This window comes from Labrys sp. Lb11, from assembly GCF_057554225.1.
Genome location: NZ_BAAJOT010000005.1, coordinates 142,116 through 160,252, shown reverse-complemented (window position 1 = coordinate 160,252; position 18,137 = coordinate 142,116). Strand labels below are relative to the sequence as shown.

12 protein-coding genes are annotated in these 18,137 nt (G+C 67.3%); 3 read left to right on the top strand and 9 right to left on the bottom strand.

Annotation, left to right across the window (positions count from 1 at the left end; all coding sequences use genetic code 11):
* Positions 1-4: 4 nt before the first annotated feature.
* The 9 genes from AC27L4_RS19420 to AC27L4_RS19380 form a co-directional block, all read right to left on the bottom strand.
* Positions 5-958, bottom strand: coding sequence for an OmpA family protein (locus AC27L4_RS19420; RefSeq protein ID WP_487144009.1), 954 nt, complete (start codon positions 956-958; stop codon positions 5-7).
* Positions 955-2,994: a hypothetical protein gene (locus tag AC27L4_RS19415; protein WP_487144008.1), complete on the bottom strand. Its 2,040-nt coding sequence runs from the start codon at positions 2,992-2,994 to the stop codon at positions 955-957. The genes AC27L4_RS19420 and AC27L4_RS19415 overlap by 4 nt, the downstream gene beginning before the upstream one ends.
* A gap of 1,127 nt (positions 2,995-4,121) precedes the next feature.
* Complete coding sequence (locus AC27L4_RS19410; RefSeq protein WP_487144007.1) at positions 4,122-5,408, bottom strand: c-type cytochrome; 1,287 nt, start codon at positions 5,406-5,408, stop codon at positions 4,122-4,124.
* Positions 5,409-5,415: 7 nt separating this feature from the next.
* Entirely contained in the window at positions 5,416-5,961 is a 546-nt protein-coding gene (locus tag AC27L4_RS19405; protein WP_487144006.1) for a (2Fe-2S)-binding protein, read from the bottom strand.
* Positions 5,958-8,783 carry a xanthine dehydrogenase family protein molybdopterin-binding subunit gene (locus AC27L4_RS19400; RefSeq protein ID WP_487144005.1) on the bottom strand — a complete coding sequence of 942 codons (2,826 nt, stop codon included), beginning with the start codon at positions 8,781-8,783 and terminating at the stop codon, positions 5,958-5,960. Before AC27L4_RS19400 ends, AC27L4_RS19405 begins: the two co-directional genes overlap by 4 nt.
* 409 nt (positions 8,784-9,192) lie before the next feature.
* Positions 9,193-9,417 carry a YbdD/YjiX family protein gene (locus AC27L4_RS19395; RefSeq protein ID WP_487144004.1) on the bottom strand — a complete coding sequence of 75 codons (225 nt, stop codon included), beginning with the start codon at positions 9,415-9,417 and terminating at the stop codon, positions 9,193-9,195.
* A complete protein-coding gene (locus AC27L4_RS19390) occupies positions 9,383-9,562 on the bottom strand; it encodes a hypothetical protein (RefSeq protein ID WP_487144003.1) in 180 nt (59 codons plus the stop codon). The genes AC27L4_RS19395 and AC27L4_RS19390 overlap by 35 nt, the downstream gene beginning before the upstream one ends.
* A 144-nt stretch (positions 9,563-9,706) precedes the next feature.
* Positions 9,707-10,861: an IS4 family transposase gene (locus tag AC27L4_RS19385; protein WP_487141794.1), complete on the bottom strand. Its 1,155-nt coding sequence runs from the start codon at positions 10,859-10,861 to the stop codon at positions 9,707-9,709.
* Complete coding sequence (locus AC27L4_RS19380) at positions 10,845-12,752, bottom strand: carbon starvation CstA family protein (protein WP_487144002.1); 1,908 nt, start codon at positions 12,750-12,752, stop codon at positions 10,845-10,847. The genes AC27L4_RS19385 and AC27L4_RS19380 overlap by 17 nt, the downstream gene beginning before the upstream one ends.
* A 234-nt stretch (positions 12,753-12,986) precedes the next feature.
* Between AC27L4_RS19380 and AC27L4_RS19375 the strand changes: the two genes are divergently transcribed.
* The 3 genes from AC27L4_RS19375 to AC27L4_RS19365 all read left to right on the top strand — a co-directional run bounded on the left by AC27L4_RS19375 (position 12,987) and on the right by AC27L4_RS19365 (position 18,128).
* Positions 12,987-16,532, top strand: coding sequence for a hybrid sensor histidine kinase/response regulator (locus AC27L4_RS19375; RefSeq protein ID WP_487144001.1), 3,546 nt, complete (start codon positions 12,987-12,989; stop codon positions 16,530-16,532).
* Positions 16,529-17,188, top strand: coding sequence for a response regulator transcription factor (locus tag AC27L4_RS19370; protein WP_487144000.1), 660 nt, complete (start codon positions 16,529-16,531; stop codon positions 17,186-17,188). The genes AC27L4_RS19375 and AC27L4_RS19370 overlap by 4 nt, the downstream gene beginning before the upstream one ends.
* Positions 17,189-17,249: 61 nt before the next feature.
* Entirely contained in the window at positions 17,250-18,128 is an 879-nt protein-coding gene (locus AC27L4_RS19365) for a carbohydrate ABC transporter permease (protein ID WP_487143999.1), read from the top strand.
* Positions 18,129-18,137: the final 9 nt, after the last annotated feature.

Here is an 18,137-nt window from a genome sequence, read left to right as displayed (position 1 = left end):
CTGCTCATGGCTGCCCCCTCGCCGGGATGCCCTTGCGCAATTCCTCGCGCACCTTCTGGATGTCGTCCTGGGACCTCGGCGTATACATGATGATACGCAGGTCAATCCGTCGGTTGGTCGCCCGCCCTTCCTGCGTGGCATTGTCGGCGACGGGACGCATCTTGCCGTAGCCGGCGACGGACAGGACCGGTTGGCCGCGGCTGTTGTGATTGTCGACGATACCGGGCTCGCGCTTGACCATCGCGAAAAAGGTCTCGTTGGCGCGATTGGTCGAAAGCGTCAGGTTGCGGTCGTCGAGGCCAGTCGAATCGGTGTGCCCTTCGATCTGCACCGCCTCGATCACGGCGCCGGCCTCGTTGCAGCGCTCGCTCCAAGCCGCGCGCCTGCCGAGGGTATAGCAGGGTAGAATCTCGTTCAATCGGGTAGCAATACTCTCTACGATCAAGCGTTTGTCCGGCCTGAGAACACTCTCGTCCGTTTTGAACAAGCCATCCCCCTTGAAGCGCAGGGCGTCCATCTCCTCGCTGATGACCACCTGCAGATCCGGGAAGTCCACCTTCAGCTTTGACCGAAGCGTATCGAGGATTTGACGCCGCTGTTCCGCCACCTTGGCCAGATAGGTCTCGATCGGTTGCTCCGGCCGGAGGCGCCTGAGCTCCTCCTCGAGCTCCCCGATCCTGGCTTCCCGCTGTCGGATAGTCTCTGCCTGATCCTGGAGTTGCCCCTGGAGCGCCCTCACCTGGGACCGGAGTTTCCCAACCTCATCCCGCAATATGTCGCGCTCGCGCACGACCCGATCGAAATCCGCGCGCGACACCTTATCGGTGTCATGCAACTGCGAGGCGAAAAAGGCGAGTAGGATCATGACGATGAAGAGAAAGCTCACCGTCATGTCCGTCATGGACACAAAAGCCGATTCCTCCTCATCCTCGTGCTGGCGCCGCAGGACGGCTCTCATGCGCGTCTCCGGCTCTCTGGTGCGAACTGCTCGGCCTGCGCGACAATGGCATGCATCGTGTCGAGGGCGGGCGAGAGTTCCTCCTGCATCTTGCGGACGTGACCGAAGAGACTATCGACGGCTACCGCCACGCGGCTCGTATAGGTCTCGAATGCCGTGCCTAGCTTCTCGTCCAGATCATCGAGACGGTCGCCCTGGCCTTTCAAGCGGTCGAGCATTGTGCTCACCCCGCCGAGCGATGCCTCTATGGCCTTGGAATGACCACCCAGCATCTCCTGGGCGGCAGCGAGGTTCTGCGCCGCGCTCTGGGCTGTGGCCTCGGCGGACCGTGCGACCGTGGTGGCAGCATTCTGGGTGCTCTGCGTGAGTTGCCCTATGGCGGCTTCCATCCGCTCCTGCGTGGCGCGGATCGGCGTGGCTGCCGTGACCAGATCCTGCGACGCCGAACGGAAATGACCGGCGGCCTGTTCGCTGGCTTCCGCGCCCGCCCTGACCCCGTCCGAGAGCCGCCTCATGCCGGAGGCCCCTTCGGACAGGCTCGTTATCATTCCACCGAGTTGCTCAGCGATCCTGTCCAGGGGAACCAATAACTCGCGACCTGCCTTCTCGGTGAATTGTTCAGCTCGCTCGGAAATCTCCTTGGTAGTCCTCCCCACGGCATCGAGCACGGAAAGGCCCGCCGAGCCGACCGCTCCCGCGGCGCTGGCGCTGGCGGCCTCCAGGCTTTGGCGGGCGGCCGTCGTGCCCTGTACCGTGGCTGTCTCGATTTCGGTGCGGAATCCTTCCGCCGCCTGGCGCATCTCGACCGCGGCGGCGCTCAAGGCCCTGGCCCCTTCACCCGTATTGTCGCGGATCCCCTCCAGTGTCTGACTCATCACCGCCAAAAGCTGCTCCGCCCCCTGTGTGAGGGCTCCGCTCGCCGTTTGTGCCGTAGCGCCCATGGCGCCGCGCAGGTCATCCACTGCCTGCGTAAGGCGAACCACGGCTGAGTCGATCTCGGTCCCGACCCGGCCCGAGCTCTGGTCCATCCGCTCCGACAACTGCCCGATACGATCGCCGGCCTGGACGAGACTGTCGCTCGCCTTCGCCAGGGCCCGACCCACGTCGTCGGAGAAGCGGGACGACAGATCTTTGACCATGGCGCCCATTCCGTCCGCACCAGCCTGACCGACTTGCTCCAGCAGAGGTGACATGGCCGACGTGATCGAGTTGGAGATGGCTGCCGGTAACTCCTCCCGCAGAGGTCGCCCGAGTTCGGCAACAAGCTCCAGTCCGATCGTGCGGAAGTGCTGGCGCTGCTCCTGGGTCGCGGCAAGCTGCTCGACCGCCAGAGCCTCAAGGCTGATGAACGTCAGGCGCGTCTCGATCGCACCGCAGAGCGCGTGGATTTCCCGCTCCACACGGGACATGCCCGTTCTCAAGGCAATCGTGAAGACTATGGAACAGAACAGCCCCGTCAGTGACATGATAAACTTCGCCGAGGCAATGGTGAGGAGATCCTTGAGCGAGCCTTGCACCTTGTCGGCGGAGAGGTCCATTGCGTTCAGGGCGGATATCAGCCCCAGAAACGTAAGAAAAAGGCCGATAGTCACGAACAAACCAGGCACAATACGCCAGAAGCCTGGAGCAAATCCGAGATCGTCGACATTGAAGAAAGTCGACGGCCTTACTGAGTTACGCAGAATTTCCTCGCCACCTTCCCGGTGAACGACGAAAGTTTCTCGATATTCGCGCCAAGCTGTTGCAACGCGCTCGCGATCGTCTGTCTTGGCTTCGGTTTTGATCGTATTGTCGACTGACACGATGGATCTGCTAAAGGATGCTTCATCCTCAGCCTCCGTGATCACCCTCCGAAGCCAACGGATCGCATTTCGCCGCCGCGCGACGAGTAGGGCGAACCAAGCCACCGCGGCCACGAGCAGAATCAGCAACCCAAGTGTGACGAGTCCGGGCGCTGCCTCCAACTTCAAGAACGCCGCGAGCCCCAAGATGAGATCGCGAACGACGAGCCCGATTGTCTCAAAGGTAGTCCACATCAACAACCGCCCTGCAAGTTTTTATCGACGTCACTTCGAATGAGGCGCCAGCCGGCACGAGAGGCGGCATAGAATTCCTGATAAGCTAAGATGTCACGAAAATCATCGAGATTCGGTAGTTCACCCAAATCGTGTGCGATTCAAGAACGGCATCCCCCTGCGTTCGAACGGCAATTATCGCTAGGGATGCCCCAGTAGATCGTGTCCAAGGGCCGAGCGCCTCAGTCTTCGATGCCAAGCATAGATGATGGGCCGGAGCGCCACCTTGCGAAACACCCAGGATGACGAATCTCGGCTCCTGGATCGACGAGGCCGCCATATCGAAATCCGCATGCCATGGATCGAGCGGAAGATCAGCCACAATTCGGCCCGACAGGCCACAGCCGCGTGGATCGTATCGTACATTGCGGTTTCGGGTCGACAGAGCCTCGATCCAATGGCGAAGCGGGGCTCTCGAGATCGTACCCAACATGGCTGAGCCAGCGAGCAGGCCGCAAGATCACAGGCTGCCTACCGCAAGAGGCGACTGCGATGCGCATCGCCGTCAAGCATCGGCTGCTTTTGGTCAAACCTCATCCTTGCGTTATTGCCTGAGAGCAACGCCGCGGAGGTCTTCCTGTGAGACGCGCCTTAAGAAGGCGTCCGGTGTTTGCCGGCGGCCAAGACAGGCCTGCACCGGCAGACGCGTTGTTGCTCAAACGCCGCGGGGAATCCCCAGGGCGGCGGCCGATGACAACTTGTCTGCGCGCCTAGCCACCCGGCAGGCCGAACGACGTCTACGACCAACCCCACATGCATGTCCCATCGCGACGACGATGGTCGCGGCACAGAACACCCGGTGCTTTGCCGTCCAGCTGTGCATGATCATGCTTCCCCTTACCCCAGATCTGCCACACGGGTTACGAAGCGTTGTTATCGTGGAGAGGTCGGCACCGCTAGTCCAGGCTTTTCCGGTCGAGCGATCACTCCGAAACCGGCTGGCAGCTCGACCGACAGCGCATCGGGCTGCGGACTATATCGTGCACCGCCTGCCGAGTTGGCCGAGTCGTCGACGATCCGGCCTGTGTGCCGCAAATGCTTCGGAGCGTCCCCTGCCGGTTCGCCCGATTGACGCACTCGCCGCCCCCCTACCCGCCCCTCCGGATCTCGCTCACCTCGCTCACCGCGGTGTTCGGCTCCCGGCCGCCCCAGGTGGCGCGGAGCCAGTTGACGAGGTCGGCCACCTGCCGGTCGTTCAGGTAGGCCTTGAAGCCGGGCATGGGCTGCATGCGCTCGAGGCCGGGGAAGCGCTGGGCCTCGATGCCGTTCAGCACGACATGGATGAGGTTGCGCGCGTCGGCGAGCCGCAGCGAGGCATTGCTGGCGAGCGGCACCACCACATGCGGGATGCCCTGCCCGTCGACGCCGTGGCAGCCCGAGCAGAGCTCGATATAGGTGGCGCGGCCGGCGGCGGCGACCTCGGGCGCGACGGCGACGGGCTTGGGCGGGGCCGGCGGCGTGGCGGTGTCGGGCAGCGTGTCGAGGTCGAACAGATAGGCCGACAGGGCGCCGAGATCCTCGGGCGTCATGTACTGGGTGGAGAAATGCACCACCTCGAACATCTGGTTGGTCATCGCGCCCTGGGCCGAGATGCCGGACTTCATGAAGGCGGCCAGCACCTTGGGATCGAAGCCCATCTGCGTCAGGCCGGCCTTGGTGATGTCGGGCGCCACCACGCCTTCGAGCAGCGCGCCCTGGAGGTAGGCGTCCGGCTTCATGCCCATCAGGGCGTTGCGGGGGGTGTGGCATTCGCCGCAATGGGCGAGCGCGTCGGTGAGGTAGCGGCCACGGTTCCACACCGGCGAGCGGGCCGCGTCGGCCTCGTCGGCCCGGGCGGGTAGGTTGACGAGGTTCCAGAAGGTCAGGCCCTGGCGGATGCCGAAGGGAAAGCTCAGCTCGTTGTCCCGGTTGGCGACCTTCATCGGCTCGCGGGTCATCAGATAGGCGTAGACGGCGTCGACGTCCTCCGGCGTCATCTGGCGATAGGAGGCGTAGGGCATGGCGGGATAGAGGTGGCCGCGCTTGCCGATGCCGTCGCGCAGGGCGCGGTGGAACTCGGCCCGGGTCCAGCCGCCGATGCCGTGCTCCTTGTCCGGCGAGATGTTGGTCGAATAGATCGTGCCGAACGGCGTCGTGAACGGCAGGCCGCCGGCCCAGGGCGCGCCGCCCTTGGCGGTGTGGCAGGCGTAGCAGTCGGCCGCGACGGCGACATAGGCGCCTCGCCCGGCCAGCGCCTTGATCTGCCCGGCCGACAGCGGCTGCTCGATGTCGCCGGCCACCACGCTTCGCTCGAGCAGACCGAAGAAGACGGCGCCCACGGCGAGCGCCCCCACCACGATCACGGCGGCGGCGCCCCACAGCAATGTCCGCATCATGCCCGCCCTATGCCTTCACCAGCCCGGGAGTCTTCAGGACGAGGTCGCGCACCGCCTCGAAATAGCGGACATAGCCGGTACATCGGCAGATGTGCCGGTCGAGCGCCGCCGTGATCGCCGCCTCCAGCTCCTCGCGCCGCACCGGCCGGCGCCCGAGCTCGTCGATCAGCACGGTCGCGCCGGTGACGAAGCCCGGCGTGCAGTAGCCGCACTGGAAGGCGAAATGCTCGATGAAGGCCTGCTGGACGGGCGACAGCTCGGTGATCGCCCCGGAGGCGTCGCGCCTGGCGTGGCCCTCGATCGTGCGCACCTTCTTGCCGGCAAACCAATGGGCACCGACGATGCAGGTGCGCATCTCCGCGAGCGAACCGTCGTCCTGCTCCAGGATCACGGTGCAGGCGTGGCAGATGCCCTGCCCGCACCCCATGCGCGAACCGGTAAGGTTGAGATACTCGTAGAGGAAATCCTGCATCATCATGGTCTCAGGCACCTCGACGGGGTCGATGGCCCGGCCGTTGATCGTCAGGGAGAGGGTCTTGGTGGCGAGGGTCATGCCAGGGCCTCCCGGATCTTCTCGGCGGTGATCGGCAGGCTGTAGAAGCGCTTGCCTACGGCATGGGTTACGGCGTTGGCGATGGCAGGGACGACCGCGATCATCACCACCTCGGCCATGCCCCTGGGCGGGTCGCTGTCGGAGAGCGGCGCCAGCACCTCGGCGGTCTGCGACCAGACCGCCACGTCCCGGGCCGTCGGCAGCTCGTAGCGGTTCCAGTTCCAGGTCCCGTCGCCCGGCCCGTCCTCGTAGAGCGGCAGATATTCCTTCAGGGCGTGGCCGATGCCCATGGCGAGGCCGCCCTGAACCTGGCCGGACACCAGCTCGGGCACGACCTGCGTGCCGCACTCCAGGATGGAATGGTGCGACAGCAGCGTCACCTCGCCGCTGCCGATGTCGACCGAGACCTCGGCCAGCGTCGCCATCGGCGCGTAATAGGTGACGCCGGCATTGTTGCGCTGCACCGGCGGATAGGTCACCTTCGCCCGGTCGAGGAAATGCCAGCCCTCCAGCGTCGCCAGGGCCTTGCGGTCGGCCGGCGCGCCGTCGCCGTAGCGCACGGCCAGCGCGTCGACGGCGAAGCGGTGATGCCCGGTGACGGGGACCTCGAACTCGGCCTCCGCCCATTGCCAGCGGTTGAAGGTGTGCACCGTCACGCCGGTGACGAGTCCGAGCCGGTGCGCCTCCGCGGCGACGGCGGCGAAGGTCAGCGGCTGCATGCCGGCGGCGTTGACCATGCCCTGCGCCAGGCGCAGATCCTCGCGCCGCACCACCTCGGGCGCCATCTGGCCGCCGCCGATGCCGCGCGACCACAAGGACCGGGCCGCCGGCCAGACGGCGAGCTCCACCAGGACACGCGCCGCCTCGCGGGTGGCCTGGCCGAGATAATAGACGCTGTTGGAGGCGCTCATCGGCGAGGTGAAGCTCGGCGTCCAGCGCGGATTGGCCATGCGCCGGTCTTCCTCGGCCTGCGACAGCGTGTAGGGCTCGTCGGTGGTCTCCAGCGGCATCTGCGGCCAGCGCACCTTGCCGAACACGGTCTCGGCCGGCAGCACGCCGAGGATGTCGCCGACCATGATCGCTTGGGACGTGGTCGCGCCCGTGCCGATCTCATGCGCCACGTGGGAGAAGCCGAGCCGCCCCGATGCGTCGAACTCGATCGAGGCCAGCGCCGCCTCCGCGCCGGTGCCGTAGTCCTTGTGGACATGGGCATAGCCGACGCCGTAGCGCTTGCCGGGACGGGCCGCCTCGAAGGCCGCCTTGCGCGTGCCCCGCTCGGCCCACAGGGGATGGCGCTGCGCCTTGCGCAGGATCTCCTCGTGGCGCATGGCCCCGGCCGGGATGGCGCCCTGCGTGTTCTTCATGCCGGACCGGAAGGCGTTCTTCAGCCTGAGATCGATGGCGTCCATCTTCAGGAGCTCGGCCGCCTCGTCGACCATCATTTCCGTCGCCGACATGGTCTGCAGCGTGCCGTAGCCGCGCATCGATCCGGCGTCGACCGCGCGCGAGGCGAGGGTCGCCACCGAGAAATCGCTCTTCGGCAGGTAGTAGATCGACTGCGCCGCCGTGGCGCCGACGGTGCCGACCGAGGTGGAGAAGTTCTCGCGTCCGCCGCCGTCGTTGCGGTAGCGGCCGGTCATGGCGCGGAACTTGCCGGTGCCGCGGTCGATGACCAGCACATTGTCCATCCAGAAGGCGTGGCGCTTCAGCGCCATCTGGAACTGCTCGTAGCGGTCGTTGGCGAGCCGCACCGGCACGCCGTCGCCATAGAGGCCGGCGAGCACGCAGTAGAAGGGGAAGATCGAGTGGTCCTTGGTGCCGTAGCCGACGGTGTAGCCGACCCTGAGGTCGACCCGGCCGAGCGCGAACCGCGATTTCGACACCATGTGCGCCGCGACCTCGGCGACCTCGTAGGGCGACTGGGTGGCGATCATCGCGTGCAGGACGCCGCCGGCCGGCTCGTACCAGACAAGACCGTTGTCCGCCTCCATGGCCGACGCATCGGCCGACTGCGAGAAGTAGGAGCGTCGCATCACCAACGCATCCTCGCCGGCGGCCTCGATCTCCGTCTCGATCTCGGCGGCTGCCGCCATGCCGCGCGCCATGGCGTCGTCCACGCCGGCCGCCGGCCATTGCGGGTCGTCGCCCTTGAAGCCGGCGCGGATCACCGTGTCCCTGAATGCGGAATAGCGGTCTTCGGCCTCGGGATCACCGCCGTCGATGCGCACGAAGCGGGCGGCGCCGTAATGTCCGGGCGTGGTCGACGGCGCCTTGCCGCCGTAACGCACGACGGTGTCGTCGAACCGCACCAGGCGCTTGGCCGCGTCGTAGCGGGCGAAATCGCGATAGAGCAGCAGCGCCACCGGCTGCCCGAGCAGGCGCGCGGTCTGGCCCTTCGGCACGAGGAAGACGTCGCCGTAGAAACCCGGCACCGGGATCTCGATGCCGTCCCTGGCCAGATCCTCGTGCAGCACCACCCGGTCCGGCTTGAGGTCGTCGCCGAGCACGCTGAGATCGATGCCGTCGAAGGCCCGGTCCACGCGGGTGGCGTGCAGCAGGAAGGCATGGGCCTGCTGCTTCGGCCAACCGTCAAGGTCGCGGGCGCGATAGTCGCGCGTGAAGGTCTTGCCGCCGGTGACCTTGGCGATGGCGTCCAGGCGATAGCGCGGCTTGCCCGCTGCCCCGATCCAGTCCGGCCCGGGCCGCGGCGGCGTCTCGATCAGTTGCGCGTGCGCGCCTGGAACGAGAAGCGAGACCTCGATCGCGACGCCCGCGGCGATACCGGCCTTCAGGACGTCCCGGCGCGACAGACCTAGTTTCATGTCCGTATCCTTGCTTTCATCAAGCAATCGCTTCGGATCGTCGATTTCTACCGCACCGAATCCGGTTTGCAAAGAAATTCAGCCCCGTCTCTCCCTATCGGAGGACGACATTTCAGATCGAAATTGTCTCTATAATTTGACAGAACTCATCAAGATCACGCAGGGCAACAGCTTGTTTCACGCATCCGAATGTCAAAAAGGACGCGTCCAGGTCGATTCCAAGTTCGGATGCACGGGGAAAGACGGAGGAATGCGCGTCCCTGCGCATCCTGCCGCCGGCTGGCGCCGCCGGGATCAATGCCCGGAGCGGGCGCCGCGTTCGCGCAGCGAGCACGTACCGGGTGTGCAGGCGGCGACGGCAGCCGGAGGCTTTCGCAGCTCCGGCCGCCGCCATGATCGTGGTCGCCCGTCAGCAGCAGCGCATCATCCGCCCGGTGCCGACGCCGTAGCGCCGGTCCTGGCAGGCGCGGAAGAACGCCTCGCGGCTCATCGGCTCGCCCGGGTGGTTCGCCCGGTGATGCGCGACATAGGCCTCGTAGTCCGCCACACCCACCATCAGCCTGGCCGTCTGCGACAGCAGACGGCCGAGGCGGGCGGGGTCAGGAAGCGAGAGGCCGCAGACCCTGCAGGTCATCGGACACCTCCTGAACCGAAGCAGCGGGATTGGCGAGGGCCCGGCGGATGGCCAGCACGCCGTAGACGAGCATGGCCACCACCACAGCCATGAAGATGGCGCACAGGGCGGCATCGACATAGTCGTTGAAGACGACGCGCTGCATCTCCGTCACCGTCTTGGCCGGCGCCAGCACCTCGCCGCGGCTGAGCGCGTCCGAGAACTTGCGGGCATGGGCGAGGAAGCTGATGGCGGGGCGCTCGTCGAACAGCTTCTGCCAGCCGGCGGTCAGGGTGCACGGCTGTCCGGTTCATGTTGGGAGTAAGTCCAGATGGACTTGGCGAGGGTCGCTTTTTGGGATGGTGGGCGGCTTGAGCAATTGGTCGATGCTGCGACGGTGCATGATGTTGGCGCGGACGAGCCTGGCGAAGGCGAGTGGGCTGTCGACGATTTTGACGGCGTCGTTGGCGATGCGCAGCAGCAGGTAGGCGATGAGGGCGACGGCGATCTGGATGCGCACGGCGTTCTCCGATTGCCCGATGAAGTGCTTGATGCGGAGGGTCTGCTTGACCCATCGGAAGAAGAGTTCGATGGCCCAGCGGCGCTTGTAGAGGTCGGCGATCTCCTGGGCTGGGGCGTCCAGGTCGTTGGTGAGGATGCGCAGTGTTTTGCCGTCATCGAGAACGACGCCGATCTCGCGCACGGGATCCTGGAAGGGGTTGATGCGCGTCGTCGTCAGGCGTTCGGGCAGGTGGCCGATCCGATCATAGAGCAGGGTCGATCCGGGCGGCAGAGGCTGTTCGGCGACCGGAGCCAGGGGCGTATTCTTCTTGAGCCGGGTGACGATCCGGCAGCCGGCTGCGTTCAGGCGCTCCCACCAACCGTAATGATAATAGCCGAGATCAAAGACATAAGTGGCGCCGGGCTCGATGGGCATGGCGTGCGCGGCCGTGATGTCGTTGACCTTGGCGGGCGTGACTTCAAGGTAGAGCGGCCGGTCGGCGTCCGGGTCGTAGATGATGTGCGCCTTGGCGCCGACGGCGCTGCGGGAGAAGCGTGCCCAGGCCGCAGCAATCCCCGACAGCCGCAGGCTCGTCGAGTCGATCAGGCGCACCACCTCGGCGCTCGACCGACGAAAGCCCCGGCTGGTCTGGGCCGCCATATGGGCGAACAGGCCCGAGAAGACCTCGTGCGTTCTCAGGGCGTTGGCGTCGGCCAAGGTCGAGCGCGACACCTGACGCACGCCCAGGTGATAGAGCCTGCCCGCGTGGCTGGACATCGCCGTTTCGATCTCGCGCAGCGAGGCGGCGCCGGAAAGCTGCGCGTAAAGCAGCGCCACAAACTGACTCTTGGTGCTCAGCCGCCGAACCCGGGCATCCGTTCCCTGTTCATCCACAAGCCGATCGAACACCGACCACGGCACATGCTTCAGAAGCCCGTGCAATACGCTATTGTGGTGACGCATGGCGTTGGCTCCTTCTCGTGTCCAAAACACCGGCAAGTGCTTGGAAACAAGTAGAATCAATGCCATGCAACCTGTCTACCAAAACCAACCGGACAGCCGTGGTCAGGGTGCAGACCACCAGCCACGCCGTCGGTGCGATGGTGACCCAGGCGTAGCGCTCGCGCTTCATCTTGAAGAGCACGACCGTGCACAGCGTCAGGGCGATGGCCGCCAGCATCTGGTTGGAGATGCCGAACAGCGGCCAGAGCGTGTTGATGCCGCCGAGCGGATCGACGACGCCCTGGTAGAGGAAATAGCCCCAGGCGCCGACGGCCAGGCCCGTGGCGATCAGGTTGGCGGCCCAGGATTCGGTCTGGCGCATCGCCGGCACGACCGTGCCGAGCAGATCCTGGATCATGAAGCGGGCCACGCGGGTGCCGGCGTCGACCGTGGTCAGGATGAACAGCGCCTCGAACAGGATGGCGAAGTGATACCAGAAGGCCATCAGGCTCTGGCCGCCGATCACGTTCGACAGGATATGCGCCATGCCGACGGCCAGCGTCGGGGCGCCGCCGGCGCGCGACAGGACCGTGCTCTCGCCCACATCCTTGGCGATCTGCGTCAGCATGTCCGGCGTGATCGCAAAGCCCCAGCCGGCGATCGTCTGAGCCGCCTGGTCAGCGGTCGTGCCGATCACAGCCGGCGCGCTGTTCATGGCAAAGTAGACGCCCGGCTCAAGCACGCAGGCGGCGATCAGCGCCATGATGGCCACGAAGGATTCCACCAGCATGGCGCCGTAGCCGATGAAGCGCGCCTGCGCCTCGTTCTCCAGCATCTTCGGCGTGGTGCCCGAGGCGATCAGGGCGTGGAAGCCCGAGACCGAGCCGCAGGCGATGGTGATGAACAGGAAGGGGAACAGGCTGCCGGAGAACACCGGGCCGCTGCCGTCGGCGAAGCGGCTCACCGCCGGCATCTTCAGTTCCGGCATGACGACCAGGATGCCGAGCGCCAGCCCGAGAATGGTGCCGACCTTCAGGAAGGTCGAGAGGTAGTCGCGCGGGGCGAGCAGCAGCCAGACCGGCAGCACCGAGGCGACGAAGCCATAGCCGATCAGCATCAGCGCCAGCGACTCGCCCTTGAAGGTGAAGAGCGGCGCCAGCAGCGGGCTCTGGCTCACCGGCTGGCCGAACAGGATGGCGAGCATCAGCAGCACGAAGCCGATCGCCGACATCTCGCCGATGCGGCCGGGGCGGATATAGCGCCCATAGAGGCCCATCAGCACGGCGATCGGCAGCGTCGCGAACACGGTGAAGGTGCCCCACGGGCTGCCGGCGAGCGCCTTGACCACGACGAGGGCGAGCACGGCGAGCAGGATGATCATGATCATCAGGACGCCGAACATGGCGATCAGGCCGGGGACGGTGCCCATCTCGGACTTGATCATGTCGCCGAGCGAGCGGCCGTCGCGACGGGTCGAGATGAAGAGGACGAGGAAATCCTGCACGGCGCCGGCAAAGACGACGCCGACGAGGATCCAGAGCGTGCCCGGCAGATAGCCCATCTGCGCCGCGAGCACCGGGCCGACCAGCGGCCCCGCGCCGGCGATGGCGGCGAAATGATGCCCGAACAGCACGTATCTGTTGGTCGGGACGAAGTCGAGCCCGTCATTGTGGCGCATGGCCGGCGTCGGCCGGCCGGGGTCGAGCTGCAGCACCCGCGTGGCGATGAACAGGCTGTAGAAGCGATAGGCGACGAGATAGACGCAGGCTGCGGCCACCACCAGCCAGAGAGCGTTGATGGTCTCGCCGCGATGCAGCGCGATTGTGCCCAGCGCGAACGCGCCGAGCAGCGTGATCGCCAGCCAGCCCAGCCATGGCAAGGGTGAGCGGCCGGCTTCGGAAGCCGTGGTCATCGAGGGTCTCCTCCTGGCTGCCTGCGGTTGATCCGCATCGTGATCGTCTCACATCGGCGCGTGTGGCGCCGCACCTTTCTACCGGCAAGTTACCGCCTGCGGCGACGGCGGAGAGACCCCTACTTTCGTTCATGCGGGCGGCCATCGCATTGTCCGGCAGCCGCCCCGCGCCTAAGATTCGGGCCCTTCCCGGCAGCAGCGCTCCGCCTGCCGGGGGATGTCCGAGGGGATGCCGTGCCGAGCTGGCTGGTTCTCGCCGTGGCGGCGGCCTATGTCGCCATTCTCTTCCTGGTCGCCTGGTGGGGCGACCGGCGGACCGCGCACGGCCCGCTGCACGCGCCGGGCTCGCGCATGGCGGCGATCGGCTATTGCCTGACGCTGGCGATCTACAACACGTCCTGGAGCTTCTACGGCTCGGTCGGCCGCGCCGCGGCGAGCGGCCTCGACTTCCTGCCGATCTATATCGGCCCGACGCTGGTACTGGTCTTCGGCCAGCCGCTGCTCGCCAGGGTCATCGCCATCGCCAAGGCCCGGAACGCCACCTCGATCGCCGACTTCATCGGCACGCGCTACGGCCGGAGCCAGACGCTCGCCGCCCTGGTGACGCTGACCGCCCTCGTCGGCGTGCTGCCTTACATCGCCCTGCAGCTCAAGGCGGTCGGCACCAGCTTCGACGTCCTCACCGCGCCGTCCCTGCCGATGCCCCGCGCCGAGGTGCCGTTCTGGCGCGACACCGCCTTCGCCGTGGCGGTGTCCATGGCCCTGTTCGCCATCATCTTCGGCGTCCGCCACATCCACGCCAGCGAGCACCATCGCGGCCTGATGCTGGCGATCGCCTTCGAGAGCGTGGTCAAGCTCGTGGCCTTCCTGGCGGTCGGCGCGTTCATCGTCTTCGGCATGTTCGACGGCATCGGCGACCTCCTGGCCCGGGCCCGGTCGGAGGCCGGCCTCGCTCCCCTCCTCGCCGTCGACCTGACGCATCCGACCTGGCTCTCGAACACGCTCATCGCCGCCATCGCCTTCCTGTGCCTGCCGCAGGCTTTCCACGTCGCGGTCGTGGAGAACGAGCAGGCGTCCCATGCCCGCACCGCGGCCTTCCTCTACCCGCTCTATCTCGCGCTGATCAGCGTGTTCATGGTGCCGATCGCCATCGCCGGGCTGACAAGCTTCGGCGCCTCGGTCAACCCCGACACCTTCATGATCACCCTGCCGCTCGCGGCCCAGGCGCTCGACATGGGCCTGCTGGCCTTCATCGGCGGCCTGTCGGCGGCAACCGGCATGGTGATCGTCGCGGCGGTCGCCCTCAGCACCATGCTCTGCAACGACGTGGTGATGCCGATCCTGCTGCGCACGCGCCGCTTCGGCCGGCAGGCCGAGAGCTGGAACGTCACCGCCCTGCTGATCGCAGTGCGGCGCCTGTCGGTGCTGGCGATCCTGCTGCTCGCCTACCTCATGCACCGCCTGGTCGACCAGGCCTATCCGCTGACTGTGATCGGGCTCCTGTCCTTCGTCGCCGTGGCCCAGTTCGGACCGGCCTTTCTCGGTGCGCTCTACTGGCCGCGGGCGAACGGGGCCGCGGCGATCACCGGCATCAGCGCCGGCTTCCTCCTGTGGGCCTATACGCTGCTGCTCCCGTCCCTGGCGCCGTTCCTGCCCGCGATCGACGCGCTGGTGCAGAACGGCCCCTTCGGCCAGGCCTGGCTGAAGCCGCAGGCGCTGTTCGGCCTCGCAGGCCTCGATCCGATCTCCCACGCCGTGCTCTGGAGCCTCGGGACCAACCTCGCCTGCTTCATCCTCCTGTCGCTGCTGCGGCGCCCGAGCCTGGCCGAGCGCATCCAGGCCGCAGCCTTCGCCGGCGGCGCGGCTGACGCGACCGTCCCGGCACGGACCGGTCGGGCGGTTGCCGGCCTGTCGGATCTGCGGGCCCTGGCGGCCCGCTTCGTCGGGCCGGAGCACGGCGCCACGGCCTTCGACGGCTATGTCGCCGCCCGCCGTGCCGGCTCGGGCCCGGCTCTCGATCCGTCGGATCTGGTCGATGCCGACGCCGTGCGCTTCACCGAGAACCTTTTGGCCGGCGCCATCGGCGCAGCGTCGGCACGCGTGGTGATGGCGGCGTCCCTCGAAGGACACTGGCTGTCGCGCGGAGCCGCCATGGCCATGCTCGACGAAGCGTCCGAGGCGCTGCGCTTCAACCACAAGCTGCTGCGGGGCACGCTGGAGAGCGTGCCGCAGGGCATCTGCGCCTTCGATGCAGACCTGCGGATCTCGGCCTGGAACGGCCGGTTCCTCGATCTCCTCGACCTGCCCGGCGATCTCGTCCGAGTCGGGCTGCCCCTGGCCGACCTGGTGGCCTTCAACCGGGTCCGCGGCGAATACGGCGTCGAGGATCTGAAGGCGCTCGTGGTCAACCGCGACATCGCCGCGCAGACCTGGCCCTATGTCTATGAGCGCCGCCGCCCGGACGGCATGGTGCTGGAGATCACCTATGACCGGATGCCGGAGGGCGGCTATATCTCGACCTATGCCGACGTCACCGAACGTCATCGCGCCGCGCAGGCCCTGCGGCAGGCCAACGAGACCCTCGAGCAGCGCGTGCGCGAGCGCACCGAGGCCCTCGAACTGGCCACGGCCGAGGCCGAGCGGGCGAATGCCGGCAAGACGCGCTTCCTCGCCTCCGCCAGCCACGACCTGCTGCAGCCCCTGAATGCCGCGCGGCTGTTCCTGGCGGCGCTGGACGACAGCCTCGGCAGCCGGCCGGCCGGTGCCGGGGCGCGCGAGGACCGCGTGCTGGCCGAAAGCGCCACCGCCTCGCTGCAATCGGCCGAGGATCTGCTCAACACCCTGCTCGACATCTCGTCGCTCGACGCAGGCGCCGTTCGGCCGCAACCGGCCATATTCGTCGTCGCCGACATGCTCTCGCAGCTCTGTCGCGAATTCTCCGCTCTCGCACGCGAGCGGGGCCTGAAGCTGCGCGTCGTCCCCAGCGTCCTCGCCGTACGCAGCGACCCGCAGTTGCTCCGGCGGGTGCTGCAGAACTTCCTGGCCAACGCGGTTCGCTACACGCCGAAAGGGCGCATCCTGCTGGGCTGCCGCCGCCGGGGCGACCGGCTGCGCATCGAGGTATGGGACACCGGCGTCGGCATCCCGGAGCATCGGCAGGCGGAAATCTTCGAGGAGTTCCGCCAGCTCAATCCGCCCGGCATCACCGACAAGGGCCAGGGGCTGGGCCTGGCGATCGTCGAGCGCATCTCCCGGCTCCTCGGCCATGACGTCACGGTGCGCTCACGCCCCGGCCATGGCACCTGCTTCAGCGTGTCCGTGCCGCTGGCGGCGGCGCCGGCCTCCTCGATCGCCCAACGCAACCAGCCCGTGGCCACGGCGGCGGCGCCCCTGCTGGTCCTGTGCATCGACAATGACGCGACCATCCTGCAGGGCCTCGGCGCGCTGCTCGACCGGTGGGGGCACCAGACCGTGGCCGCCGGCGGTGAGGACATGGCCCTGGCCCGGCTGGCCGACCGGATCCCGGACGTCGTGCTGGTCGACTATCACCTGGACCAGCCGCATACGGGCCTGGAGGTGCTCGACCGCCTGCGCCGGGCCTGGGCACGGCAGGTGCGGGCGCTGCTCGTCACCGCCGACCGGAGCGAAGCTGTCCACACCGAGGCGCAGGCGCGCGGCTGCGACCTGCTGCTCAAGCCGGTCAAGCCGGCGGCGCTGCGCCGCTTCCTCAACGGCGCCGCGCTGCACCGCCGCGCCGCACTCGACGGGGAGGCAGCATGACCCGCATCGTCATCGGCGACGACCATCCCCTGGTGCAGGCGGCGCTGCGCAGCGCCCTGGCGGCCGCGCTGCCCGGCACCGAGATCCTCGAGTGCCACACGCTCGATGCGGTGACGGCGGCCGTCGCCCCGGATCCGCGTGAGATCGACCTCGTCCTGCTCGACCTCACCATGCCGGGCACCGACGGGTTCGCCGGCCTGTTCCTGCTGCTCGCCCAATGTCCCACCGTTCCCGTGGCGATCATCTCGGCGCGGCAGGATGCCACCACCATCCGCTCGGCCATCGCCTACGGTGCCTCGGGCTTCGTGCCGAAATCGCTCGGTTTGCCGGACATGGCCGAGGCGATTTCCCGCATCCTGGCCGGCGAGGTGTGGATTCCGGCTGACCTCGCCGGCTCGGATCCCGCATCGGACGCCGAGGTCGCGCTCGCCGCCCGCTTCGCATCGCTGTCGTCGCAGCAATTGCGCATCCTGATGATGATCGTCGACGGCAAGCTCAACAAGCAGATCGCGGGGGAGCTCGACATCGCCGAGCAGACCGTCAAGGTCCATGTCTCGACCATCCTGCGCAAGCTCGGCGTGGTCAGCCGGACGCAGGCCGCCGTCCTGGCCGAACGGCTCGCCGGCGGCCCGGGCCGGCCGGCAGGAGGGACGTGACTCGAGCCACGGAACGCGGCAAGCTCGCCGGAGCCGGTCGTCGGCCATCATGAGGCCGTCGATGCCGCCGTCCCGTTTCCACAGCGCCCTGCGCGACGTCGCAGCCCTTCTGGTCGCCGGGCTGTTCGCCTTTCCGACCTATTGGTGGCTGCTGACCTCGATCAAGCCGCTGTCGGCCGTGTTCGACAGGCATGCCACCGTCTTCTTCGACTTCACCCCGACCCTGGCGAACTATGCGGTCACCCTCGGCGGCGTTTCGCCCTTCGCCATCGAGCCGGGGCTGCTCGGCGGCGACAACGTCTTCGATTCGCGCATGCCGCTGCTGAGCTCGACCATCGTCGCCCTCGGCTCGGCCAGCCTGTGCCTGCTCCTCGGCACGCCGGCGGCCTACGCCCTGTCGCGCCTGCGCTTTCGGGGCCGGGTCCTCATGCTCGCCTGGCTGCTCTGGCAGCGCATGCTGCCGCCGATCGCGCTGATCATCCCGCTGGTCGCGATCATGCACGGCCTGTCGCTCTATGACAGCCATGGCGGCCTGATCCTGGCCCACGGCCTGATCAACCTGCCGCTGGCGACGCTGATCCTGAAGTCCTTTTTCGACGACGTGCCGGTCGAAGTCGACGAGGCGGCGATGCTGGACGGCGCCACGCGGTGGCAGACCTTCGGGCGCATCGTCCTGCCCGTGATGCGCGGCGGCGTCGCCGCAGCCGCGATCCTGTGCTTCATCTTCTCCTGGACGGAGTTCCTGATGGCGGTGTTCCTGACCAGCGCCATCCAGACGGTGCCTGTGAAGATCACCGCCTTCGGTTCCTCGATGGGCCAGGGCGTCGGTCTGCTCGCCGCCCTCGGCACCTCGGCGCTCCTGCCGGGCTTCGCCTTCATTCTGCTGGTGCAGCGCCATCTGGTGCGCGGCCTCAGCCTTGGCGCGCTCCGGGAAGGCTGATCAAGCTCC

Bases quoted from the DNA above. Each gene is read 5' to 3' on its own strand.
- AC27L4_RS19410 (WP_487144007.1), bottom strand. From the start codon at position 5,408: ATGATGCGGACATTGCTGTGGGGCGCCGCCGCCGTGATCGTGGTGGGG.
- AC27L4_RS19390 (WP_487144003.1), bottom strand. From the start codon at position 9,562: ATGCAGCGCGTCGTCTTCAACGACTATGTCGATGCCGCCCTGTGCGCC.
- AC27L4_RS19370 (WP_487144000.1), top strand. From the start codon at position 16,529: ATGACCCGCATCGTCATCGGCGACGACCATCCCCTGGTGCAGGCGGCG.
- AC27L4_RS19365 (WP_487143999.1), top strand. From the start codon at position 17,250: ATGCCGCCGTCCCGTTTCCACAGCGCCCTGCGCGACGTCGCAGCCCTT.
- AC27L4_RS19405 (WP_487144006.1), bottom strand. From the start codon at position 5,961: ATGACCCTCGCCACCAAGACCCTCTCCCTGACGATCAACGGCCGGGCC.
- AC27L4_RS19385 (WP_487141794.1), bottom strand. From the start codon at position 10,861: ATGCGTCACCACAATAGCGTATTGCACGGGCTTCTGAAGCATGTGCCG.
- AC27L4_RS19420 (WP_487144009.1), bottom strand. From the start codon at position 958: ATGAGAGCCGTCCTGCGGCGCCAGCACGAGGATGAGGAGGAATCGGCT.
- AC27L4_RS19400 (WP_487144005.1), bottom strand. From the start codon at position 8,783: ATGAAACTAGGTCTGTCGCGCCGGGACGTCCTGAAGGCCGGTATCGCC.
- AC27L4_RS19380 (WP_487144002.1), bottom strand. From the start codon at position 12,752: ATGACCACGGCTTCCGAAGCCGGCCGCTCACCCTTGCCATGGCTGGGC.
- AC27L4_RS19395 (WP_487144004.1), bottom strand. From the start codon at position 9,417: ATGACCTGCAGGGTCTGCGGCCTCTCGCTTCCTGACCCCGCCCGCCTC.
- AC27L4_RS19415 (WP_487144008.1), bottom strand. From the start codon at position 2,994: ATGTGGACTACCTTTGAGACAATCGGGCTCGTCGTTCGCGATCTCATC.